The following is a 21,911-nucleotide window of genomic DNA, read 5'->3' as shown; positions in this document are numbered from 1 at the left end:
GCGGCGGCAAGCTATCCGTCGCGCTTGCCCGGCAGGAACGTCGCAACTCTGCGGCCCAGCTTCATCAGCGTGACCAGGGTGGGCTTGGGCAGCTGGCGCATCTGGTCGTACCAGTCCCCCAGCGTAGCGATGAACTGGTGCATCCGCGTGATCCGTTCGCGGAGCTGCTCGGGCGCGTCCTTGTCGGTTGCGAGCCGCTCGGACAGCTCGGCAAGCAGCGCCAGCGTCGGATCGATCTCGCGACGCTTGCGCTCCGCCGCGATCCGCAGCAGCAGTTCCCACAAGTCGGTTTCGGCGACGAAGTGATCGCGGCGATCGCCTTCGATATGCACTCGGCGGACGATGGCATAGGCCATCAGTTCCTTGAGCGCGGTGGAGATGTTTGAGCGGGCCAAGCCGAGCGCTTCCGCAATGTCTTCCGCTGGCAGTGGCGCATCGGAAAGATAGAGCAGGGCGTGGATCTGCGCGACCGATCGGTTGACCCCCCAATGGGTGCCCATTTCCCCCCAATGGAGGATGAAGGCCTTGGCATCGGGATGGTTGCTGATCACTTCGCTTCCTCAATTTCTGTAATTGCAGAAATACCGGGATTTTCTAGTAAGGTCAATGGTGCTGTACGGGCCAGCCTATCGATTGGGACAAAGCGCGGCTTTCGTGCATTCTGAAGGCGAAGGCGCTGCGATGAAGATTTTCACGATTGGCTATGAGGCGACGACGATGGCCGAGTTTCTCGCCGCGCTCACCGCCGCAGGCGTCGAACGGGTGATCGACGTGCGCGCGCTGCCGCTGTCGCGCCGGCCCGGCTTCTCCAAATCCAGCCTTGCTGCTAGCCTGCACGAGGCGGGGATCGACTACGTCCACCTCAAACAGCTCGGCACGCCCAAGCGCGGGCGCGATGCGGCGAAGAAGGGGGATGTGGCGACGCTACGCGCCGTTTATGACGTGCAGCTTGGCTTGCCCGAGGTGCAGGCACAGGCAGCGCAAATGCGGACACTGGCCGCTGAAAAGCCGAGTGCGCTGCTCTGTTACGAACGCGACCCGTGCCATTGCCATCGGACGTTGCTGCTGGAAGCGGAAGGCGAGGGAGTAGACGTCGTCAACCTGTTCGCCTGACCCGAAAAAGGCCGGGGCAGCCGCGAACGACTGCCCCGTAGTTCGGGGAGAGCCGGCACGCGGGGGAACGATACGCGCCGGCAAGGCTGGTACTGCACCGCCAATATTGCAGGTGCGTTTCGCTTCGTTGCAGCCGAAAGCAGAGATGTATCGCGCCGCCGCAACAGCCTTTGCGCGGCCCCGGGGACGGGCATCACGATTTTCGCCGGCTTGTTTACTCAACCGCAACCCGATCTGCCGCACAGGGCGAGGGACGAAGGTTGTTGGAGTACGACATGGCCATTGCTGCGCGCCTGTATCAGGACGGCCGCTGGGCGGAGCGTCACCAGGTCGAGCTCGAAGCGACGCTTCGCGACTCGGACTGGGCGCCTGTCGACGTGTCGATCGACGATCTCTCCAATGGCGGCTTTCGCATCAGTGCGGGCACCCGGCTGGTGGTCGGGGAAATGATCGCACTGGGCATCGCCGGCGTCGGCACCCGCCCGGCCAAGGTCGTCTGGGGCGCGAACGGAAGCTATGGTTGCGAATTTGCGACGCCGTTGACCGACGCGGAGTTGCGCACGGCCTTTGCCGCGCCGCTCGCCCAGCCCATCGCCTTTCCGAAGACGCCGCTGCCTTCACCATCGCCGCCGGCAACGACCGCGATCAATGAAGAGCAGAAGCTGCCGGTCCGCACCCGTGTGGCGATCATCTTCGGCAGCGCGGTTGTCGCCTGGGTGCTGGTCTTCGCAATCGGATGGGCGGTGATCGCCGCCGTGCAGGCGCTGCTCGGCTGAACAGCGCCCGCCGGGTTCAGGCTGCGGCCTTGCGCCGCTCGGCCATTTCTTCGTTGAGCATTTCGGCGAGCAGGAAAGCCAGTTCCAGGCTCTGACCCGCATTGAGGCGCGGGTCGCAATGCGTGTGGTAGCGATCAGCCAGGCCCTGCTCGGTGATGGCGATCGCGCCGCCGGTGCATTCGGTGACATTCTGCCCGGTCATCTCGGCATGGATGCCGCCGGCATAGGTGCCCTCCGCCCGATGGACGGCGAAGAAGCCGCGGACTTCCGCCAGAATCCGATCGAACGGCCGAGTTTTGTAGCCGTTCGCCGCCTTGACGACGTTGCCGTGCATCGGATCGCAGCTCCATACCACCGGATGGCCCTCGCGCTTCACCGCGCGGACCAGCTTGGGCAGCCCGGCCTCGATCTTTTCATGACCATAGCGGGTGATCAGCGTCATCCGCCCCGTGACGCGCCCCGGATTGAGCGTGTCGAGCAGCCGCAATAGCGCGTCGGGTTCGAGGCTCGGCCCGCACTTCATGCCGATCGGGTTGCCGATGCCGCGCAGGAACTCGACATGCGCCGAACCCTCGAAGCGGGTGCGATCGCCGATCCACAGGAAATGGGCCGAGGTGTCGTACCAGTCGCCGGTCAGGCTGTCCTGCCGGGTGAGGGCCTGCTCATAGGGGAGCAGCAGCGCCTCGTGGCTGGTGTAGAAATCGGTGCCCTTGAGCTGCGACACGGTGTCCGGGTTGATCCCGCACGCCTCCATGAAGTCGAGCGCCTCGCCGATGCGATCGGCCACATCGGCGAACCTGGCCGACCAGGGGCTCTTGCCCATGAAGTCGAGCGTCCATTTGTGGACCTGATGCAGGTTCGCATAGCCGCCACCCGCAAAGGCGCGCAGCAGGTTGAGCGTCGCCGCCGACTGGCTGTAGCCCTGCACCATCCGCTGCGGATCGGGGATTCGCGCCTCGGGCGTGAAGGCGATGTCGTTGACATTGTCGCCGCGGTAGCTGGGCAGCTCGACGCCGTCGATCACCTCGGTATCGGCCGAGCGCGGCTTGGCGAACTGGCCGGCCATGCGGCCGAGCTTCACCGTCGGCAGCTTGGAAGCGAAGGTGAGCACCACCGCCATCTGCAGGATGACGCGGAAGGTGTCGCGGATGTTGTTCGGGTGGAACTCGGCGAAGCTCTCGGCGCAGTCGCCGCCCTGGAGGAGGAAGGCCTCGCCGCGCGCGACCTTGCCCAGCTCGGCGGTCAGCTCGCGTGCCTCGCCGGCAAAGACCAGCGGGGGATAGCTGCTCAGCTGCCGGGTGGCGGCGTCGAGCGCGCCCTTGTCCGGATATTGCGGCATCTGGCGCGCTTCGGCGCGCGTCCAGCTATCGGGGGTCCAGCTTGCCATTGCACTCTCCACGTCGCGGACGGCGACGTGCCAGTCCGCATGCTCGGCGATTCCCATCGCCGCTATCTGGTTCATCACCTTGGTATTGGCGCGCTTGCCGTCCGTCTCCCAGCCCTGCACGGTTGAGCCCGGCGTATCGAACCAGGCACCGAATGCGGCTCGGGTAAGCGTGCGCTCCTCGCGATATTGGCGGATTTTGGAACCGGCTAACGTCGTCATGGCGACGCCTTACCCGGATGGGGTAATGTTGTGCAAGTGTAATTTACCCACTCAGGGTAACCGCTTCTGTGAAGAATTGCCTCAGGCGGCGGGCGGGTGTAGCCGCCGCGCGATGGACGCATTTGATGCACAGGCCCGCGACCTTGCCGACCTCGCGGCGCGCGGCCGTGGGCGCCGCCTGATCGCCCGCGAGGGCGCAGATTTCGCCTCAAACGACTATCTCGGCCTCGCCGGCTCACCGCTGCTGACCGATGCGGTGGCCGCAGCGCTGGCGCGCGGCGTGCCGATCGGCTCGGGCGGATCGCGGCTGCTGCGCGGCAACCATGAAGAGCATGAAGCGCTGGAAGCCGAAGCGGCATCCTTCTTCGGCCGCCAATCGGCGCTCTATTTCTCTAGTGGCTATGCCGCCAATGCCGCGCTGCTCGGCACGCTGCCGCAGCGGGGCGACCTCGTGCTGTTCGACGCACTCGTTCACGCCAGCGCGCATGAGGGCATGCGGCTCGGCCGTGCGGAGGCACGACCGGTGGCGCACAACGACGTCACGGCCTTTGCCGAGGCGATCGCCCAATGGCGGCAGGCGGGCGGCACCGGACGGGTGTGGATCGCGGTGGAGAGCCTGTACAGCATGGACGGCGATGTCGCGCCGCTGGATGCGCTGTCGACGCTGGCCGAATCAGAGGGCGCGATCCTGCTGGTGGATGAGGCGCATGCGACCGGGGTTTACGGGCCGCAGGGGCAGGGGCTGGCGCACGGCCTGCCTGCCAAGAGCCTCGTCACGCTGCACACCTGCGGCAAGGCGCTGGGTTGTGAGGGGGCGCTGGTCACCGGGCCGGCAGTGGTGCGGGATTTCCTTGTGAACCGCGGCCGCGCATTCATCTTCTCGACCGCGCCGTCCCCGTTGATGGCAGCTGCGGTGCGCGCCTCGCTGCGGATTGTCGCGGAAGGCGATGCGCTGCGATCGTCGTTGGCCGATCGGATTGCGGCGGCGCGAACCGCGCTTGCGCCGCTCGGCGTTTCCGCCGGCGATAGCCAGATCCTGCCACTGATCCTTGGCGACGACGTGCGCACGATGGCCGTCGCCGGGGCGCTGCAGGAAAGCGGTTTCGACGTGCGCGGCATCCGCCCGCCGACCGTACCGCCGGGCACGTCGCGCCTGCGCATCTCGATCACCAACAACGTGTCGCCGACCGAAATTGCCGCACTGGCCGAACGGCTCTCCACGCTTCTCCACGCAACCGCAGACATCGCAGCATGACCCAGACCTTCATCGTCACCGGCACCGATACCGGCATTGGCAAGACTGTGTTCGCCGCCGCGCTCGCAGGCGCGCTCGGCGCCCGCTACTGGAAGCCGATCCAGAGCGGCCTTGACGACGGCAGTGACAGCGAGCGCATAGCGGCGCTGTCCGGCCTGCCGGCCGCGCATATTCTTCCCGAGGCCTATCGCCTGGTCACGCCCTGCTCGCCGCATCTGGCGGCCGAGATCGACGGCGTCACGATCGATCCCGCGTGCCTCGCCCTGCCGGCCGTCGACGCTCCGCTGGTGGTGGAAGGCGCAGGCGGCGCGCTGGTGCCGGTGACGCGCGGGATCCTCTATGCCGATGTCTTCGCCCGCTGGGGCAAGCCGGTGGTGCTGGTCGCCCGCACCGCGCTTGGGACGATCAACCACAGCCTGCTGTCCATCGAGGCACTTCGGTCCCGCGGCGTGCCGATCCACGGCATCGCCTTCGTCGGCGACGCGGTTGAGGACAGCGAGGCGACCATCGCCGCGATCGGCAAGGTCAAGCGCCTCGGCCGTCTGCCGTTGCTGCCCGAACTGACGCGCGACGCGCTGGCCCAAGCCTTTGCCGACGCCTTCGACCTGGCGGACTTCGCCTGATGTCGTCGGTCTGGCATCCCTTTACCCAGCACGGCCTGGGCGAGCCGATCCCGACGGTCAGCCATGCCAGGGACGCGCTGATCCACACCGCCGACGGCCGAAGCTTCATCGACGCGATCTCGTCCTGGTGGGTGACGACGCACGGGCATTGCAACCCCCGCATCATGGCGGCGATCGCCGAACAGGCGGGTAAGCTTGACCAGATCATCTTCGCCGGTTGGACCCACGAACCGGCCGAGACGCTCGCGGCGGGCCTCCGAGCGATGCTGCCGGATGCGCTTGAGCATGTTTTTTTCAGCGACAGCGGCTCCACCGCGGTCGAAGTCGCGCTCAAGATGGCGCTCGGTTACTGGCACAATCGCGGGCAAGACCGGCAGCGCATCCTCGTCCTGGAACACAGCTATCACGGCGACACGATCGGCGGCATGTCGGTCGGTGCGCGCGGGGTGTTCAACCGGCCCTATCAGCCGCTGCTGTTCGACGTCGGCACCATTCGCTTCCCGGTCGCGGGTGCTGAGCAAGCCACTCTCGACGCGCTGGATGCCGAGTGCCGCGCCGGGGCCGCCGCGTTCATCGTCGAGCCGCTGGTGCTGGGGGCAGGGGGCATGCTGTTCTACACCCCGGCCATCCTCGCCGAGATGGCGGCGATCTGCGCCCGCCACGACGTGCTGTTCATCGCCGACGAAGTGATGACCGGCTGGGGCCGCACCGGCACGCTCACGGCCTGCGAACAGGCAGGCGTGGTGCCGGACATCCTCTGCCTATCGAAGGGCATCACCGGCGGCGCGATCCCGCTGGCGGTGACCATGGCGACTGCGCCGATCTTTCACGCGCACTGGTCGGACGACCGGGCGCGGATGTTCTTCCATTCCTCCAGCTACACTGCCAACCCGATCGCCTGCGCGGCGGCGGTCGCGAACCTTGCGATCTGGCGGGAGGAGCCGGTGCCGGAACGGATCACGCGCCTCGGCCAATGGCAGCAAGAAGCGCTCGACGAGCTCGCGAACGTGCCGGGGCTGCTCCACCATCGCCGCATGGGAACGATCGCCGCGCTGGAGATCGAGCAGCCGGAAAGCGGCTATCTTTCCGCGATCGCGCCCCGGCTGATGGCCTATGCGCGCGAGAATGGCGTGCTGCTAAGGCCGCTCGGCAACACCGTCTATGTGATGCCGCCCTATAGCATCACCCGGGAGCAACTCGATCGTGTCTGGGGCCTGTTGCCGGCATTCATCGATCAATAGCCGGCCGCTAGATCGACTTCGTTGGTCAGCGGTTCGCCCACGAGAAATGCCCGCAGATTGTCGAGGAACAGTGCCGCCGACCGCTGGAACATCCGCGTCTGGCTCCGCCCGGATAGGTGCATCGAAAGGATGATGTTCGGAGTCGACCATAGCGGGTGGTCCGCCGGCAGGGGTTCGGGCGTCACCGTGTCCAGAAACGCGCCGCCGATCCGGCGTCGCGACACCGCCTCGATCAGGGCGTCCTGATCGATCAGTTCGCCGCGGCCGACATTGATGATCCAGGCGCCGGGCTTCATCATCTGCAATTCGGCCTCGCCGATCAGCCGATCGGTCGCGCGCGTCGCGGGTGCGGCGAGCACCACCCAGTCATGGTCGCCGATCCGCTCCCGCCACTGCTCCGGTGCCAAAGTTCCATCGCCGCCGGAGCGGGTGACGACCTCGACGCCGAACGCGCGAAGCCTTGCGCCGATCAGCCGCCCGATCGTTCCGTAACCGACCACCAGCGCGCGGCTTTCGAAGAGTTCGACCTTGCCCGGCGTGTCGCTCAGCCAGGCGCGCTGGTCGGCGCTGCGCAGCACGGTATCGAACCGCTTGGCGGCGATCAGGCAGGCCATCACCGCATATTCGGCAACGGCATGGGCGTTGACGCCGCTGCCGTTGGTGACGCGCGTACCGCGCGCGCGCAACAAGGCCGTATCGAGCGGGTCGATCCCGGCATAGATCGTCGACAGCCATTGCAGCCGCTCGCCGGCAGCCACGGCGCGCGCCCATTGATCGGGCCGGTTGATATCCAGCCAGCCGATCGCCGCATCGCGCGCCATCGACACCGCGTCTTCGGGCGTGACGAACCAGGCGATGTCGAGTCCGGCGGGAAGGTACGGCTCCAGCAGCGGCCGCGCGAGCGCCGGCAGGACCGCCTTCATCGGCTCAATCCCTGGCGTAGCGCCGGGCGAACTCGTCGTCCGACATGATTAGATAGCGAATCATGTCGACGAACGACCAGATCGACGTGACCAGCAGGCCGATGATGGTGATCGTCATCAGGATCATCGCGACGCCCGATCCGATTCGCCCGAGATAGAAGCGATGAACGCCCAGCGTGCCGAGGAAAAACGCCAGCGCGGCCGCGACATAGCGGTTGCGATCATTCTCGGTTGGCGGACGGATTGCCTTCGGCTCGGCTTCTAGGAGCCGGAAGATGCGGCGCGCCCGCTTGCCGTCGGCTTCGAAATCGACACGGACCCCGGCGGCCGGGTGCCGCGAATCGCTCCAATCCTCGGGACTGAAGGCGTAACGCAGGCCGTCTTCACCCGAAATCTGGCCGTCGCCGCTCGTCCGATCGACCCCCAATACTTGTCCGCGCATGCAATCCCCTCTGCTTCACGCCGGGTTCTGGCGGGGGCGCACCGGCAAAAGCAAGCCTCTTTTGGCGATCAGAGCGCCGGTTTCCAGTCCCAGCCCAGCGGATCGCCGTCCATTACTTCGATACCGGCTGCGGCGAGTTCGTCGCGAATCACATCCGAACGGCGGAAGTCCTTGACGACGCGGGCCTCCTTGCGTTCGAACAACAGACTGGTGATGGCGTCCGCATCGATCGTCGCGCCTTTGGGCCGCACCCGCAATTCCTCGCGGGTCAATTCGGAGAGCCGCAGTCCGAGCACCTTGTCGAATTCGGCGAGCGCTGCCAGTCGGTCCGCCGGCGTCGTGCGCGTGTCCGCCAGCAGCTCGTCTAGCACCGGCAGCGCCTTTGGCGTGTTGAGATCGTCCGACACCGCGGCGTCGAGCCGCTCGAGCCATGCCTCGGGCGCATGGCCTTCGCCTTCGGCACGCGCCTTCAGCGCGGTGACGGTCATCACCAGCCGCTTCAATCGGGTGAGCGCCGCGCCGAGATTCTCGGCCGAAAACTCGAGCTCGCTGCGATACTGCGCCTGCAGGCAGAGCAGCCGATAGGCGAGGGGGTGAACGCCCGCCTCGATCAGCGACTGCAACGTCGTGAACCCGCCCTTCGACTTGGACATCTTGCCCTGGCGATCGACAAGAAAATTATTGTGCATCCAGAATTTGGCGCCGGTATCGCCGCAGCCGCAATAGGCCTGGTTCTGGGCAATCTCGTTCGGATGATGGATCTCGCGGTGGTCGATGCCGCCGGTGTGGATGTCGAACGGCGCGCCGAGATACTGGATGCTCATCACCGAGCATTCGAGATGCCAGCCCGGCGCGCCCTTGCCCCAGGGCGAATCCCATTCCATCTGGCGCTGCTCGCCCGGCGGCGATTTGCGCCAGATCGCGAAATCCTGCGGGTGGCGCTTGCCGGCCACGGCCTCGATCCGCCCTTCCGCCGCGTCGTCCGCCGCACCGGCGAGACGGCCATAGTCAGGGACGGTCGACACATCGAAATACAGGCCGCTGTCGAGCTCGTAGCAATGCTCGGGCGCGATCCTTTCAGCGAAGTCAATCATCTGTTCGATGTGATCGGTCGCGACCGACCATTTGCTCGGCTCGGTGATGTTGAGATCGGCAATGTTCTGCTTGAACGCCGCGGTATAGTGCGCGGCGATATCCCAGATGCTCTTCGCCTGGGCGCGCGCCGCCGCCTCCATCTTGTCGTCGCCGGCGTCGGCATCGGACGTCAGATGGCCGACATCGGTGATGTTGATGATGTGGGTGAGGCGATAGCCCTTCCAGCGCAGCACGCGGCTCAGCGTATCGGTGAAGACATAGGCGCGCAGGTTGCCGAGATGGGCGTAGTTATACACCGTCGGCCCGCAGGAATAGACGCGAACGCCCTTCTCGGCATCGAGGGGCTCAAATCGCTCGAGCGAGCGGGTCAGCGAGTTGTAAAGCGTCAGCGGGTTAGCATGCATATTTGGCCCATAGCGAAAGGCGGGCCGGGCAGAAAGCCGCTGCGTCGCGAACGGCGACGGGGTTTACGCGACCTCGACTGGCGCCTCGCGGATCGCCGCATTCATCATCGCGCTCCAGATGTCCGCCGGATCGTCACCGGCCAGCCTGCCGGCCTCGATCATCGCGGGCGTCGGTTCGCGCAAGGTCCGCAGCACCGCCAGCGCCCGGTGGGTTTCGCGCGTCCAGATCATGTCGACGATTTCGCTTACGGGCCGACCCAGATCGCCGGCGCCTTCGGCATTGGGGCTCAGCATTTCGGCGGCGATCACGCGAGCGACCCGCTCGACCGGGGAGGTAGAGGAAATGCTGGTCATCGTTGATCGCCTCGTGCGCCGGAAAAAAGCTGCATCATGCCGCAAGCGGCGGCCAGGCGGCGAACCGCCCGTCGGATCCGCTTCTACAGGAAAGGGGAAGGGCGGTCGCGCAGAATGCGCATTCAGCGGTGGTTCGACCGATCATCCAGTTGGACTGGCCGCAACCGGGACATGGATTGCGCTCATTGGCCCGATAGGCCGCAGGCGGTCCGCCGTCCGTGCCGCTGCGTCGAAAGTCCCACATGGGTGCCGTTCCTCTGGTTGCAGCGAGCAAACGCCGACTGCCCTGCTCGGTTCCCGGTGGGGAAGCGTGCGGGTGCAACCACCATGATCCTGAACCCGCGCTAACAGCCGCATTCAGCGTCGGAACAGCGCAGTTGTGCGAATCAGGGTTTCGAAGCGGCACATCGCCGCATGGGAGATGAAAGATGAGGAAGTTCCTGATCGGTGCCGCAATGGCAGCCACGACCATCGCCGGCACGATTGCAACTACGACTTCGGCGTCGGCCCAGGATTATCGCTATCGCGACGACTATAGCCGCTACGACCGCGGCGATCGCTACGGTTACGATCGCTATGACCGGCGTGACTATCGCGATTACCGCGACGTGCGCAGCCGCGCCGCCTATCGCGATCGCTATTATCGCCAGCGCTGCAGCGATGGCACCACCGGCACGATCCTCGGCGCGATCGCCGGCGGTCTGCTCGGCGGCGAGATCGGGCGGGGAAATTCCTGGCGCGGCCGCAGCACCACCGGCACGATCATCGGCGCTGGCGTCGGCGCCCTGGCCGGTCGCGAGGTCGACGGCGGCAATTGCCGCCGCCGCTGAACCATCGGCACCATTATCCCGAACGAAATCAGCGAGCCGCCCCACCGGGGCGGCTCGTTTCATGCGGCCGGCGAAGGCGGGAGAGGGGCTCCCGCCCCGATCGTCACTGTTGCCAGACGGTGACGTTCGAGTTGCCGACGCTCCCGAACCCCTCGGTCGCGAGCACCTGGTAGTTCATCATGCCGAGGTTCATGCCCCGGCTGGCCCAGGCGTTCACATGGTTGCGGAAGGTGATCGTGTGGTTGACGCCGGTCGCGCGCTTGGCGGTGCGGACGCTCCAATATTGATAGAAGGTGGCCGTGCCGATGATCGAGGGCGCGTTCACCCGCTGCGTGCGATAGATCCGGTAGGTGCCGCCATCGCTGTTGACCGTGCCGATCTGCGTGGCGTTTCCGGGCGGGGTGAAGTTGCCCCAATTGTCGACGACATAATATTCGACAAGCGGATTGGTCGACCAACCATAGAGCGTCAGATAGCCGTTGTTGCCGGGCACGAACACACCGGCATTATAGCCGACGACCCGGTTGATCGATCCCGTTTCCCAGCCTTTGCCGACAACCAGATTGCCGCTCGATCCTAGATTCCAGTTCACGCTGTAGTTACCGCCACTGCCCAGCGTCATGCAGCCGGACCCAGAATCGCGATAGAATGTGTAAAAATAGCCGTTGTTGGTACCTGTCTGATTCGAACAGATCGTCTGGGCGGCGGCGCTGACACCCGCCATCAATGCGACCGCCGAAGATGATAGCGCTATCATTTTCAGTGACTTGTTTAACATCGATCCTGCTCCTGCGACATTTTTCGGATATTGCCGCGCAAAAGCCACGCAGCGGGAAGCATCATGATCCCCACGCCGTTAGTTCGTCAACGAGGCTGGAGAGGTACTTTGGTTCACTTTGGCAGCACATCGTCGCGTGGTTCGCGTGCCCAATCGCTCGGGGAAAGGAACGAAGCGGCTGCGGCTGGATCGGAGCGCCAGCCAAGCCGGCCTTGCGACCTTAAGGAACGATCGTCCCAACGATACGGCTGATGGGGGGAGGTTCGGAGTACAGGTCGATGACCCAGCAGCGCCGACAGCCCTAAAGACGATAATCTACATTATGTAAAATAGAGGTAATGGTCAGGGATTTCCGTCTCCACTGGCGACCGGCTCGAGCACCAGCTCCTTGCCCTCGACGCGCCAGCTGTGCAGCCGCGACAGAAAGTTCATGCCGAGAACGTCGAGGTCGCCGAAGTTCTGCGCCACCACGACACCAAGATCACGCGTTTCCACCGGGCCGACGGCCACGCTTTCGATCGTTCCCCGATGCGCCGTAACGCTGCCATTGGCCGTTTCGATGATCGCCGGCAGACCGCCCGATACATTCACGCCCGCCGCCTCGGCAGTTCGCTGGGAGATCGCCGTGATCGTGGCGCCACTATCGATCAACATCCGCCGCTCGATCCCGTTCAGTCGGACACGTGCCCAGAAATGCCCGTCGGGACTCATCCGGATGCGCAGCGTGCTGCCTTCGGCGCGCTGTTCGTCGATGCCGAGCTTTGCCGACAATGTGGCGAACGCGGCCGCGATCTCATAACGGTGCGCAACCGCGACGATCGCCACGAGCACGATCGCCGCCCAGCCGAACGCCGCCCGCACCAGCGATCCAAGGCCGATCCGCCGCACCGAGATTGCGCTGACAACGAGCACGAGCGCGCCAATCAGCCAGATCAGATTGACGGTGTCGCCCGAGGTCATGCCGTCAGCTCCAGGCCGTCATGACCGGGTACCACCCCTGGGGGCAGCGCGGCGGCGAGCGTGGCATAGTCCATCGAATGGTCCATATGGACGAGCGCCGAACGCCCCGGCTTCGTCGCGTCGATCCAGCCCAGCACCTGATCGAGGTGCGGATGCGTCGGGTGCGGTGCACGGCGCAGCGCATCGACCACCCAAATGTCGAGCCCGCTGTAAAGCGCCGCCATCGCGTCGGTCATTTCATGAAAATCAGTGGCATAACCGATGATTTTCCCATCATGTTCGAACCGAAGTCCGGCCGAGGTTATGCCGCCATGCGGCTGATCGACAACCCGAACGGTGATGTCACCAATGGTGAAAACGTCCGGCATGGCCTCAAGGGCGACCACGGGCGGGTAGAATTTCCCCCTTCCCTCAACAAGATAGGGAAACCGGATGAAAATCTGTTCGAGCGTGAACGGCCTCGCGATCCCGCGCACCGGCTGGCCGCCGCGTGCATGCATCACCTGCCGCAGGTCATCGATGCCGTGGCAATGATCGGCATGGTCATGCGTCCATAGCACCGCATCCAAGTCGGCAACGCCAGCGGCAAGGAGCTGCTCGCGCATGTCCGGGCTCGTGTCGACAAGAATGGTCGTCGTCGCGCTGCGCACCAATACCGACGCGCGCGTGCGGCGGTTTCGCGGATTCCCGGGGTCACAAGCGCCCCAATCATTGCCGATCCGCGGCACGCCCGAAGAGGTGCCCGATCCCAGGATCCGGATTTTCAGCAACGCCGAGTCGCCTCTCTGCCCGTCATGGGCGCGTCTTGGCGAACAACGTGTGGAAATTGGCGCGGGTCGCCTCGGCCAGCGCGCCCGGATCTTCGCCGCGCAGTTGCGCCAGGAAGCGGCAGGTGTCCGCCACGAACGCCGGCTCGCCGGTCTTGCCCCGGTGCGGCACAGGCGCGAGGAACGGCGCATCGGTTTCGATCAACAGCCGCTCGAGCGGCAGCGCAGCCGCGGTTTCCTGCAGGTCCCTGGCGTTCTTGAACGTCACAATACCTGAAATCGAAATGTAGAAGCCAAGTTCCAGCGCCACCTCGGCAAATTCGCGGCTGGCGGTGAAGCAATGGATCACGCCGGGGAACGCCCCCTTCCCCATTTCATCGCGCAGGATGTCGGCAGTGTCCGCTTCGGCATCGCGGGTATGCACGATGATCGGCAACTGGGTTTCGCGCGATGCCGCGAGATGCGCGCGAAAGCTCGCCCGCTGGCGGTCGCGGTCGCTATGGTCGTAATAATAGTCGAGGCCGCTTTCGCCGATGCCCACCACACGCGGATGCTGGGCGCGCTCGACCAGCTTGGCGGTGTCGACATGGGGGTGCGTGTCCGCCTCGTGCGGATGGATGCCGACGCTCGCCCATACATCCGCCTCGCGCTCGGCGACCGCGATGACCTCATCCCACTCATTCTCGCGCGTCGAGATATTGAGCATCGCCACCACGCCGGCATCGCGCGCACGGGCCAGCACCTCGGGCTGCTGCTCGCCCAGCCCCTTGTAGATCAGGTGGCAATGGCTGTCGGCGAGCTTCATGCGTCCTCGGAAGCCTGAAGTTCAAGGCGCGGGAAAATCGGGGTCGGCGGCGTGATCCGGAAGTCCGCGTCGCCGTCCGGCCCTAGCTGCGCGAGCAGCTTGGCCGCCGAGGTCGGCACGACCGGCGCGATCGTGACACCAAGACGCCGGATCGCCTTGAGCAGCGTGCCCAATACCGCGTGCATCCGTTCGGGATCGGTCTTGCGGAGCGTCCACGGCGCTTGCGCGTCGATATACTGGTTGCAGGCGAACACGCCGGTCATCCACGCCTCAACGCCTTGGCTGAGCGCAAGGTCCTGAAACGCGCGGGTAAAGGCAGCGCAGGCGGTGTCGACCTCAGTCAGCAGCACCGCATCGGCATCCTCAGCGCGACCGGCTTGCACCGAGCCTTCGCAATTCTTGGCGACGAAGCTCAGCGTGCGCTGGGCAAGATTGCCGAAGCTGTTCGACAGGTCGGCATTGGCGCGGGTGACAATGGTCTCGTCGCTGAACGTGCCGTCCTGGCCGAAGCTGACGTCACGCAGCAGGAAATAGCGCAGCGCATCGACGCCGTAGGTCTCTGCCAGTTCCATCGGATCAACGACATTGCCGACCGACTTCGACATCTTCTCGCCGCGGTTGAGCAAAAAGCCATGGCCGAACACCTGTTTCGGCAGCGCGATGTCGGCGGAGATCAGGAAGGCCGGCCAATAGACGGTGTGAAAGCGGACGATGTCCTTGCCGATCAGGTGCAGGTCGGCGGGCCAGTAGCGCGCCAGCCGCTCCGCATCGTCGGGATAGCCGGCGCCGGTCAGATAGTTGGTCAGGGCATCGACCCAGACATACATCACATGCCCCGGCGAACCCGGCACCGGCACGCCCCAGTCGAAGCTGGTGCGGCTGACCGACAGGTCCACCAGCCCGCCCTCGACGAAGCGCAGCACTTCGTTGCGGCGCGATTCGGGACGGATGAAGTCGGGATTGGCGGCATAGAAGTCGAGCAAAGGCTGCTGGTATTTGGAAAGCCGGAAGAACCAGGTTTCTTCCTTGGTCCACTCGACCGGCGTACCCTGAGGCGAGAGCTTCTGCCCCCCTTCCCCTTCGACCAGTTCCTTTTCCTCGTAAAAGGCCTCGTCGCGGACCGAATACCAGCCCTCGTAGCGATCGAGATAGAGGTCGCCCTTCGCCGCCATCTTTTCCCAGATCGCCTGGCTGGCGCGATAGTGATCGGCCTCCGAGGTGCGGATGAAGCGATTGCACGAAATATCGAGTTTATCCGCCATAACACGGAAATGGTTCGACATTTCATCGGCTAGTTCGCGTGCAGTCATGCCGCGACCACGAGCGGTCTGCACCATTTTGAGGCCATGCTCGTCGGTGCCGGTCTGGAAGAACACGTCGCGACCTTGCTGGCGCTGGAAGCGCGCGATCGCGTCGGCGGCGATCATCTCATAGGCATGGCCGATATGCGGCTTACCGTTGGGATAGTGGATCGCGGTGGTTATATAGAAGGGGTCAGCCATGCGTGGCGCTTTAGGGCGCGCCGCGCGCGACAGCAACCGGCCGAAACGCGATCAGCGCTGCCCCAGCCGGGCAATGATCCCCGCCATCTCGAAACTCGTCGCGCTGCTGTCGAGCGACAGGCCGAGCGCGGCCCCGGCAAGGTCGGCTGCGGCGGCATGGGCGTCGAGCGCGGTGCGCAGCGCCTCGCCACGCTTCTCCCTCGCCTGCGCCGCGATAAAGCTGGGCGCCCGTTCGAGAAAGGCCTCATAGCGCGGTTGTGCCGCCTTGACGCCAAGCTGTCGTGCCAGTCTGGTGCGGATGGCGTTGTCGCGGTCGCCACTAGCTGCGAGCGCCGCCATGTCCGCCTCAAGCGCGCCGAGATCGAGCCCTGCGAAGCGGAGGGCACGCCCCGGCGATCCGCCCGCCGCAGCCACCAGCGCATCGAGCTCGGCATCGCTGGCGTCCGGCAGGTGCTGCCGAAGCACGGCAGCGGTATCGGCATCCGGCAGCGGATCGAAACGCAGCAGGCGACAACGCGATCGGATCGTCGGCAGCAGCCGGCCCGGAGCGTGGCTTACCAGCAGGAAGATCGTACCGGCGGGGGGTTCCTCGAGGTTCTTCAGCAAGGCGTTGGCACCGCCGCGCTCAAGATCGTCAATCGCGTCGATCACCACCACGCGCCGCGGCCCGAGCGCGGGCTTGGTTGCGAACATCGGCTGGAGGCTGCGCACCTGCGCGATCGTGATCGAGCGAGCGAGCGCCTCGCCGGGCTTATCTGAATCCTTTGGCGGGCGTTCGAGCACGCGGAAGTCGGGATGGCTGCCGGCCGCGATCAGGCTCGCCGTTCGGGTTGCTTCGGGCACCTCCCAGCCGGGGGCGAGCCGCGCCGGCTCCGCCGCTTCCGCCAGCATTCGCCGCGCCGCGATGCGCGCGAAGCTACCCTTGCCCACGCCCTCCGGCCCGGCGATCAGCCACGCATGGTGAAGCTCGCCGCTGACCATCGCGGCGGCAAGCGCCGCGCGGGCCCGCGAATTGCCGATCAGCGTCGACATGCTGCGATGCTCCAACCGACCGCCGGCAGCACCCGGATCAGGCCCAGCCGAACAGGGAGAGAAAACCGATCCAGATACGACGAAAGAAACCGGCGGGCCCGACATCCTCGGCCGCGACCAGCGGCAGCACCTGCTGCGGCATGTCCGGCGCTTCGATCACCAGGTCGGCGATATGATCGCCCGCCTTGAATCCTGCCTTTACTGGACCTTGATAAACGATCTTGCCGTTCAGTTTCGGATCGATGCCGGATGGCAGGGTGACGTTCAGGTCCCGCGGCGCCACGACCGCAACACGGGCGGCGTCCCCGCCCTGCACCTGCACCTCGCCGACGGTGCGGCCCTTCTTGACGACAGGCTTGGTCTTCCACGCCGCGAAGCCCCAGTTCATGAAGCGAACGGCCTCGGCAGCGCGGCCGTTATAGGTGTCGAGCCCGGCGATCACCATCACCAGACGGCGACCATTCTGTTCCGCAGAGCCCGTGAAGCCATAGCCGGCTTCTTCGGTATGCCCGGTCTTGAGCCCGTCGGCGCCGGCGACCTTGCCGAGCAGCGGGTCGCGATTGGCTTGCGTGATGTCATTGCCTGCGCCCAACGTCTTGCCCCAGCTGAAGCTCGGCAGCGAATAGAACTGCTTGTAGAGATCGGGGAAGTCGCGGATCGTCGCGGCCGCCAGATGCGCCAGATCACGCGCGGTGACATAGGTGCGGCCTTCGTCGGGCCAGCCGTTTGAATTGCCGAAATGGCTGTTGGTAAGGCCGATCTTCTTCGCCCGATCGTTCATCAGGTTGGCGAATGCTTCCTCGGTGCCGGAAATGCCCTCGGCCAGCACGACGCAGGCGTCGTTGCCGGACAGGGTGACGATCCCCTTCAGCAAATCGGACACGGTCGGCCGCTCACCGACTGCTAGGAACATGGTCGAGCCCTGCGAATGCCATTTGCGCCAGGTATCGGGTCGAACCTCGATCTGCTGGTCGAGCTTCAGCTCGCCCTTCCGGATCAGGTCGAACGCCACATAGACCGTCATCATCTTCGCCATCGATGCCGGCGGCATCCGGCGATCGGCGTCCTTGGCGAACAGGATCGCGCCCGACGACATGTCTTCCATGAACGCGATCGGGGCCGGTGTCGTGAACGATGGATCAGCGGCAATGGCGGGCCTGGCGATGGCGAGCGCCAGGAACGAAACGGCAGCGAGATTCTTCATGATTGACGGTCCAGAACGCGAAAATGAACGCATAACGAGCGGGAATATGCGCGCATTTCCATATTCCGCCCGAACGGTGCCGGAGCATCCGCACTCCGCCTTTACGAAGCCGCACCTCGCTTCGGCAAGCGTCTGGGCAGGCTTTGCCGAAGAAAGTGCGGCCGTCCGGCCATCGCGCGGCGGGCGCGGTTGAACGCGGAACGAGAAAAGGTCCGGGCCACCCAGATCAACGTTCGACTTCGTCGGCCAGCAGCCCCACCGACAAGGCGTAGAAGTTCGAACAATTATAGTCCAGGATCACGCGATAATTGCCGGTCAGCAGATAAGCCGTCTTGCCAGGGCCGTCGGGTTCGAGAAGCGTCGCCATGATCATATCGGCGGGCCAGGCGCGCGACTGTGGCGCGACGCCCAGCGCACGCCATTCGGCCATCGTTTTCCACTGGCTATGCCGGGCATGGACACGGGGACAGCGCGGGCTTGTCGTCCGGTTGGCGATCGATGCCCGGTCCAGCGTCGACGGCACGTTGACCGCAAAGCCCCACGGGACGCCGGAGCGCCAGCCGGCGTTCACGAAATAGTTCGCAATCGATGCCAGCGTATCGGCATTGCTGTTCCAGATATCGGCAACGCCGTCACCATCGCCATCGCGTGCGAGGCGGAGATAGACGCTCGGCAGGAATTGCGGTCCACCGAACGCGCCTGCCCAGCTGCCGACCAGCTTATCGCGCGGCACGCCGCGATCGATCATCTTCAGCGTGGCGACGAACTCATCGGCAAACAGCGTGCGGCGGCGACCCTCATAGGCGAGGCTAGCCAGGGCACGCGGCAGATCGAACCCGCCCATCACCTTGCCATAGTTCGTTTCATGCCCCCAGATCGCGACCATGATCGATTCGGGAACGCCGGTCTCCTGCTCGATCGCCGCCAGCCTGGCTCTGGCCCGCTGATAGGCGGCACGACCGCGATTGATACGATCGGCATCGACATGCCGGGCCTTGTAGGGTGCGAACGCGGGGATCGGGGCGTTGGGCGCGCTTTCCGGCTGCTGGCGGTCAAGCGCCACGACGCGCGGGTTATAGGTGAGCGTCGGGACGACCGCCGAAATCGTCGCGGGCCGGACGCCCGCCGCGCGCGCCTGCGCTGCCAATGTGTCGAGATAGGCGGTGAAGCCCGCTTCGTCCTGCGCGATGGCAGGCGTGCTTGCCAAGGTCAGCGATACAAGCGCCAATCCGAACCGATAAAAGCGTGAACACAGCATCGCCATGCTGTTGCACAGCAGCGCGCAGGCATGAACCCCCGTTCGGCCGGACGCGATGAAATCACGACCGAACTCAGCAAAAAAGCGCGCTACCCGCGAGGGCAGCGCGCTTTATTATCGTCTGTCCGGTGGCCCGGACAGTGATTACGATCAGGCGAGCGCCGGACGCACGCTGCGACGACGGAGCGCCGCACCAGCGAACAGGAAGCCACCGATCATCATCGCCCAAGCCGACGGTTCTGGCACCGGAGCGAACACGCCCTGGCCACCATAAGAGCCGTTGCCGCGCGAGGTGCCCTTGATCGAAATCGTGTTCATCACGCCCGCGAAAACGGGAACCGAGTTGGCGAAGACGACTTCGTTGATGGCGCCGGTCACGCCGGTCAGCTGAACGCCGTTGAAGAACACTTCGGTGAAGTCGAGGTCGTCAATGCCTTTGAACTTCACCGCGCTGGTCGACACGGTGCCGCTGGCCAGGCCGTCCGCCGGCAGTTCGAACTCATAGATGTGCCAGAAAGAACCAGCAGCGATGCCCGACTGGCCGAAGCTCGCCGAGATCGTGCCGGCCGGACCGAACGCGATGTTCATGTCCGAAGCACCGAAATAGGTCTGTGCGCTGGCGGGCGTCGCCACGAGCGCAACTGCAAAAAGCGACAACACGGCCGCCAAAAGCTTACGAAACATTACAATTCTCCCCACGTGTGATCGCGCCGAAGCGTTCTCAAGTCGCGATAATACGTGATGTTAATAGAATATCAACCGAAGACATCGGGAGCAACCGTCCCGTATTGATCCGATCGCGATCCCCCGCTAGCGGGAAGAGACTGGAGAGATGGCCGAGTGGTTTAAGGCAGCGGTCTTGAAAACCGCCGTGGGTGCAAACTCACCGTGGGTTCGAATCCCACTCTCTCCGCCACCCCCGTTTGCCAGCTTTCGCAGTCCTTCGCGAAAAGTCTCTTTTCCCAAGCTTTTTAGCCGCACCTGCGTTCGCAGGCGATTGCAATCCGAATCGGCGCTACGCAAATGTTCTTTGGGGGTATTTTGGGGGTATGGTCCCCACCAGCTGGGGGCATCACTTGCTAACGGACGCGAAGGGCAGCGCGGCGAAGCCGACTGGCAAACCGTACAAGCTGTCGGACGCACGAGAGCTGTTTTTTTGTGGCGGCTACGGGATATCGATCCTGGCGTTGGAAATAACGTCTCAGCGGCAAGAAACGGGCGCCTGTGTTGGGCGCCTATCCGGAGATGCCGCTGAGCAAAGCGCGCCATTCGCGCGACGCCGCAGCCTTGATGCTTCGGGGCGGGGGCAGGATCGCCGCCAAAAAATTCAGCGAAGAAACGAAGGTCAGCGCCGCGTACCGGCTTCCCACACCGCACCAGCCACGCCACCGCCGACGCTGAGCGCGGGGCTATCCCGGTTCCCGTCGATACGCAGGACCAGCATCGCATCAAGCGCGGAACGGGGCGGCCCAGCTCGGCGATGGTCTGCCATGATCTCGCCAACGGCATAGCGCGCGCCGTCGTCCGAGGTGACGAGTCGACGCTCGTCCCGCCGCCATGCCGGATCGTCGGCAGCGCCGGTTGCAATGGGCTCTGCCGCCCGCCCGGTTCCGGCAGCAGCGCGAACCGACAAGTCGCGCAGGTCATATTGGCTGGCTCGCCGCGCGGTCAGGTCGAGCAAGATCGGACCGGCAACGCCCCGGGGGGCTACGTCACCACTCGCCGCAGCGGCCGCGATGCCGGCCGCCGCTGCCATCTGGTGATGACCACTACCTACCGGCCGCTCACCCGCATAGCAGGGTGAGGTCGCGAGTATCACGACAATACAGAAATGCTTCGCCCGCAGCATCGCCGTTCCCCAACTGACGCATTCATCAGAATGCAGAAGATACGGCGAATAGGCAATCTAGTTCCGCATTTTTGGCAAATGCGCCAACATTGATGGCAATTGGAGTGTGAAATCCGGCCATACAGGCCCGGAACCGTTGGTCGACCTCATCTTTCTGCGCCGACCTGATCGGCCATTGCCGGTCGAGGCGCTCCTCCCCGACGCCGCGAGGAGGAGCGCAATCTTCGCGTCAAACCGGGGTCAACCCGGCTTGCAGCTTATTTCTTGCCGAGGGTAAGACCGCCAAAGCGCTTGTTGAAGCGCGCAACCTGGCCGCCCTGATCGAGCAGCTGGCCGCGGCCGCCGGTCCAGGCGGGATGCGCGAGCGGATCGATCTCAAGCTGCATCACGTCGCCTTCCTTGCCCCAGGTCGAGCGCGTTTCATACACGGTGCCGTCGGTCATCTGCACCTTGATCATGTGATAATCGGGGTGGGTGTTCTGCTTCACAGTGAAATTCCTTAGAAAAGCCGCCGGTTTCCGACCGGTAGCGGACGCGCGCGCCTAGCAGAGCCCGGCGGCGCGCGCAACCTGTTGTCTCGGCAAGCATCGCGGCCCCCAGCGGGTCACCGCAGGCGCCTCAAGTCGTCGGCGGGTCCGCGATCATCGCGGTGAACGAACATTCGGCAGCCGTCTCGCCATCGATCGTCGCCCGGCCCGCAAATTTGCAGACACGCGAGCGCTTCTGCACGAATTCGACGTGAAGCTTGAGCAATACGCCCGGCTCCACCGGCTTGCGGAACTTCACATCGTCGATCGCCATGAAATAGACGAGCTTGCCCGAACCGGCCAACCCTAGCGATTCCACCGCGAGCACGCCCGCCGCCTGCGCCAGCGCCTCGACCGTCAGCACGCCCGGCATGATCGGGCGGCCGGGGAAATGGCCCTGGAAAAACGATTCGTTGATCGTCACCGCTTTGACCGCGACGATCGACCGGTCGAGGATCAGTTCCTCGACCCGGTCAACCAGCAACATCGGAAAGCGATGCGGCAGCGCCGCCATCACCCGGCCGATGTCGAGCGGGCCGATATTCGTGCCTGCTTCTTCCGTCATGC

General features: G+C 64.9%; 24 protein-coding genes and 1 tRNA gene. 7 read left to right on the top strand and 18 right to left on the bottom strand.

Annotated features, from left to right (window positions below):
• Nucleotides 1-11 precede the first annotated feature (11 nt).
• Nucleotides 12-500: a GbsR/MarR family transcriptional regulator gene (locus ACX40Y_RS08045; protein ID WP_459119241.1), complete on the bottom strand. Its 489-nt coding sequence runs from the start codon at nucleotides 498-500 to the stop codon at nucleotides 12-14.
• A gap of 181 nt (nucleotides 501-681) precedes the next feature.
• On the opposite strand from ACX40Y_RS08045, the gene ACX40Y_RS08040 reads away from it, so the two are divergent.
• Complete coding sequence (locus tag ACX40Y_RS08040) at nucleotides 682-1,113, top strand: DUF488 domain-containing protein (protein WP_459119034.1); 432 nt, start codon at nucleotides 682-684, stop codon at nucleotides 1,111-1,113.
• A 275-nt stretch (nucleotides 1,114-1,388) separates the two neighbouring features.
• Nucleotides 1,389-1,889 carry a PilZ domain-containing protein gene (locus tag ACX40Y_RS08035; protein ID WP_459119033.1) on the top strand — a complete coding sequence of 167 codons (501 nt, stop codon included), beginning with the start codon at nucleotides 1,389-1,391 and terminating at the stop codon, nucleotides 1,887-1,889.
• A gap of 16 nt (nucleotides 1,890-1,905) precedes the next feature.
• Here the strand turns inward: ACX40Y_RS08035 and ACX40Y_RS08030 are convergent, their stop codons facing one another.
• A complete protein-coding gene (locus tag ACX40Y_RS08030; RefSeq protein WP_459119240.1) occupies nucleotides 1,906-3,276 on the bottom strand; it encodes a class II 3-deoxy-7-phosphoheptulonate synthase in 1,371 nt (456 codons plus the stop codon).
• A gap of 331 nt (nucleotides 3,277-3,607) precedes the next feature.
• Between ACX40Y_RS08030 and ACX40Y_RS08025 the strand changes: the two genes are divergently transcribed.
• Genes ACX40Y_RS08025 through ACX40Y_RS08015 form a run of 3 tightly spaced genes read left to right on the top strand, consistent with a single transcriptional unit; the run spans nucleotide 3,608 to nucleotide 6,614 of the window.
• Nucleotides 3,608-4,750 (top strand): 8-amino-7-oxononanoate synthase, encoded by a 1,143-nt coding sequence (locus tag ACX40Y_RS08025; RefSeq protein ID WP_459119032.1) that lies wholly within the window; start codon nucleotides 3,608-3,610, stop codon nucleotides 4,748-4,750.
• Nucleotides 4,747-5,373, top strand: coding sequence for a dethiobiotin synthase (gene bioD, locus ACX40Y_RS08020; protein ID WP_459119031.1), 627 nt, complete (start codon nucleotides 4,747-4,749; stop codon nucleotides 5,371-5,373). The genes ACX40Y_RS08025 and bioD overlap by 4 nt, the downstream gene beginning before the upstream one ends.
• The gene (locus ACX40Y_RS08015; protein WP_459119030.1) at nucleotides 5,373-6,614 is read left to right on the top strand and encodes an adenosylmethionine--8-amino-7-oxononanoate transaminase; all 1,242 of its coding nucleotides are present in this window, start codon (nucleotides 5,373-5,375) and stop codon (nucleotides 6,612-6,614) included. The genes bioD and ACX40Y_RS08015 overlap by 1 nt, the downstream gene beginning before the upstream one ends.
• Here the strand turns inward: ACX40Y_RS08015 and ACX40Y_RS08010 are convergent.
• From ACX40Y_RS08010 to ACX40Y_RS07995, 4 genes are all read right to left on the bottom strand, one after another.
• Nucleotides 6,608-7,537 (bottom strand): D-2-hydroxyacid dehydrogenase, encoded by a 930-nt coding sequence (locus ACX40Y_RS08010; protein WP_459119029.1) that lies wholly within the window; start codon nucleotides 7,535-7,537, stop codon nucleotides 6,608-6,610. The two genes, ACX40Y_RS08015 and ACX40Y_RS08010, sit on opposite strands and share 7 nt — an antisense overlap.
• Before the next feature lie 4 nt (nucleotides 7,538-7,541).
• Nucleotides 7,542-7,979, bottom strand: a complete 438-nt coding sequence (locus ACX40Y_RS08005; RefSeq protein WP_459119028.1) for a TM2 domain-containing protein — start codon at nucleotides 7,977-7,979, stop codon at nucleotides 7,542-7,544.
• A gap of 68 nt (nucleotides 7,980-8,047) precedes the next feature.
• Nucleotides 8,048-9,478, bottom strand: coding sequence for a cysteine--tRNA ligase (gene cysS / locus ACX40Y_RS08000; RefSeq protein WP_459119027.1), 1,431 nt, complete (start codon nucleotides 9,476-9,478; stop codon nucleotides 8,048-8,050).
• 63 nt (nucleotides 9,479-9,541) lie between these two features.
• Nucleotides 9,542-9,832, bottom strand: a complete 291-nt coding sequence (locus ACX40Y_RS07995; protein ID WP_459119026.1) for a hypothetical protein — start codon at nucleotides 9,830-9,832, stop codon at nucleotides 9,542-9,544.
• Nucleotides 9,833-10,260: 428 nt separating this feature from the next.
• On the opposite strand from ACX40Y_RS07995, the gene ACX40Y_RS07990 reads away from it, so the two are divergent.
• A complete protein-coding gene (locus tag ACX40Y_RS07990; protein WP_459119025.1) occupies nucleotides 10,261-10,662 on the top strand; it encodes a glycine zipper 2TM domain-containing protein in 402 nt (133 codons plus the stop codon).
• 103 nt (nucleotides 10,663-10,765) lie between these two features.
• Here the strand turns inward: ACX40Y_RS07990 and ACX40Y_RS07985 are convergent, their stop codons facing one another.
• The 9 genes from ACX40Y_RS07985 to ACX40Y_RS07945 all read right to left on the bottom strand — a co-directional run bounded on the left by ACX40Y_RS07985 (nucleotide 10,766) and on the right by ACX40Y_RS07945 (nucleotide 19,652).
• Nucleotides 10,766-11,386, bottom strand: a complete 621-nt coding sequence (locus tag ACX40Y_RS07985) for a glycoside hydrolase family 11 protein (RefSeq protein ID WP_459119024.1) — start codon at nucleotides 11,384-11,386, stop codon at nucleotides 10,766-10,768.
• Nucleotides 11,387-11,782: 396 nt separating this feature from the next.
• Nucleotides 11,783-12,400 carry a retropepsin-like aspartic protease family protein gene (locus tag ACX40Y_RS07980; RefSeq protein ID WP_459119023.1) on the bottom strand — a complete coding sequence of 206 codons (618 nt, stop codon included), beginning with the start codon at nucleotides 12,398-12,400 and terminating at the stop codon, nucleotides 11,783-11,785.
• Entirely contained in the window at nucleotides 12,397-13,167 is a 771-nt protein-coding gene (locus tag ACX40Y_RS07975) for an MBL fold metallo-hydrolase (RefSeq protein ID WP_459119239.1), read from the bottom strand. Before ACX40Y_RS07975 ends, ACX40Y_RS07980 begins: the two co-directional genes overlap by 4 nt.
• A gap of 25 nt (nucleotides 13,168-13,192) precedes the next feature.
• Nucleotides 13,193-13,972, bottom strand: coding sequence for a TatD family hydrolase (locus ACX40Y_RS07970; protein WP_459119022.1), 780 nt, complete (start codon nucleotides 13,970-13,972; stop codon nucleotides 13,193-13,195).
• Nucleotides 13,969-15,474, bottom strand: coding sequence for a methionine--tRNA ligase (metG, locus tag ACX40Y_RS07965; RefSeq protein ID WP_459119021.1), 1,506 nt, complete (start codon nucleotides 15,472-15,474; stop codon nucleotides 13,969-13,971). Before metG ends, ACX40Y_RS07970 begins: the two co-directional genes overlap by 4 nt.
• Before the next feature lie 51 nt (nucleotides 15,475-15,525).
• Nucleotides 15,526-16,506, bottom strand: coding sequence for an AAA family ATPase (locus ACX40Y_RS07960; RefSeq protein WP_459119020.1), 981 nt, complete (start codon nucleotides 16,504-16,506; stop codon nucleotides 15,526-15,528).
• A gap of 37 nt (nucleotides 16,507-16,543) precedes the next feature.
• Nucleotides 16,544-17,710 carry a D-alanyl-D-alanine carboxypeptidase family protein gene (locus tag ACX40Y_RS07955; protein WP_459119019.1) on the bottom strand — a complete coding sequence of 389 codons (1,167 nt, stop codon included), beginning with the start codon at nucleotides 17,708-17,710 and terminating at the stop codon, nucleotides 16,544-16,546.
• Between the two features lie 226 nt (nucleotides 17,711-17,936).
• Nucleotides 17,937-18,968, bottom strand: coding sequence for a lytic murein transglycosylase (locus ACX40Y_RS07950; RefSeq protein WP_459119018.1), 1,032 nt, complete (start codon nucleotides 18,966-18,968; stop codon nucleotides 17,937-17,939).
• A gap of 150 nt (nucleotides 18,969-19,118) precedes the next feature.
• The gene (locus ACX40Y_RS07945; RefSeq protein ID WP_459119017.1) at nucleotides 19,119-19,652 is read right to left on the bottom strand and encodes an FxDxF family PEP-CTERM protein; all 534 of its coding nucleotides are present in this window, start codon (nucleotides 19,650-19,652) and stop codon (nucleotides 19,119-19,121) included.
• 142 nt (nucleotides 19,653-19,794) lie between these two features.
• On the opposite strand from ACX40Y_RS07945, the gene ACX40Y_RS07940 reads away from it, so the two are divergent.
• Nucleotides 19,795-19,884: transfer RNA gene (locus tag ACX40Y_RS07940), tRNA-Ser, on the top strand.
• A 429-nt stretch (nucleotides 19,885-20,313) separates the two neighbouring features.
• Here ACX40Y_RS07940 and ACX40Y_RS07935 read toward each other — a convergent pair.
• The 3 genes from ACX40Y_RS07935 to fabZ form a co-directional block, all read right to left on the bottom strand.
• Complete coding sequence (locus ACX40Y_RS07935; RefSeq protein ID WP_459119016.1) at nucleotides 20,314-20,724, bottom strand: hypothetical protein; 411 nt, start codon at nucleotides 20,722-20,724, stop codon at nucleotides 20,314-20,316.
• Between the two features lie 350 nt (nucleotides 20,725-21,074).
• The gene (rpmE, locus tag ACX40Y_RS07930; protein WP_459119015.1) at nucleotides 21,075-21,305 is read right to left on the bottom strand and encodes a 50S ribosomal protein L31; all 231 of its coding nucleotides are present in this window, start codon (nucleotides 21,303-21,305) and stop codon (nucleotides 21,075-21,077) included.
• Between the two features lie 130 nt (nucleotides 21,306-21,435).
• On the bottom strand, nucleotides 21,436-21,909 hold the full coding sequence (fabZ, locus tag ACX40Y_RS07925) for a 3-hydroxyacyl-ACP dehydratase FabZ (RefSeq protein WP_459119014.1): 474 nt from the start codon (nucleotides 21,907-21,909) through the stop codon (nucleotides 21,436-21,438).
• Nucleotides 21,910-21,911: the final 2 nt, after the last annotated feature.

Source organism: Sphingomonas sp. RS6 (genome assembly GCF_054489705.1).
The sequence above is the reverse complement of the archived record's forward strand: the minus strand, read 5'-3'. Positions and strand labels throughout refer to the sequence as shown.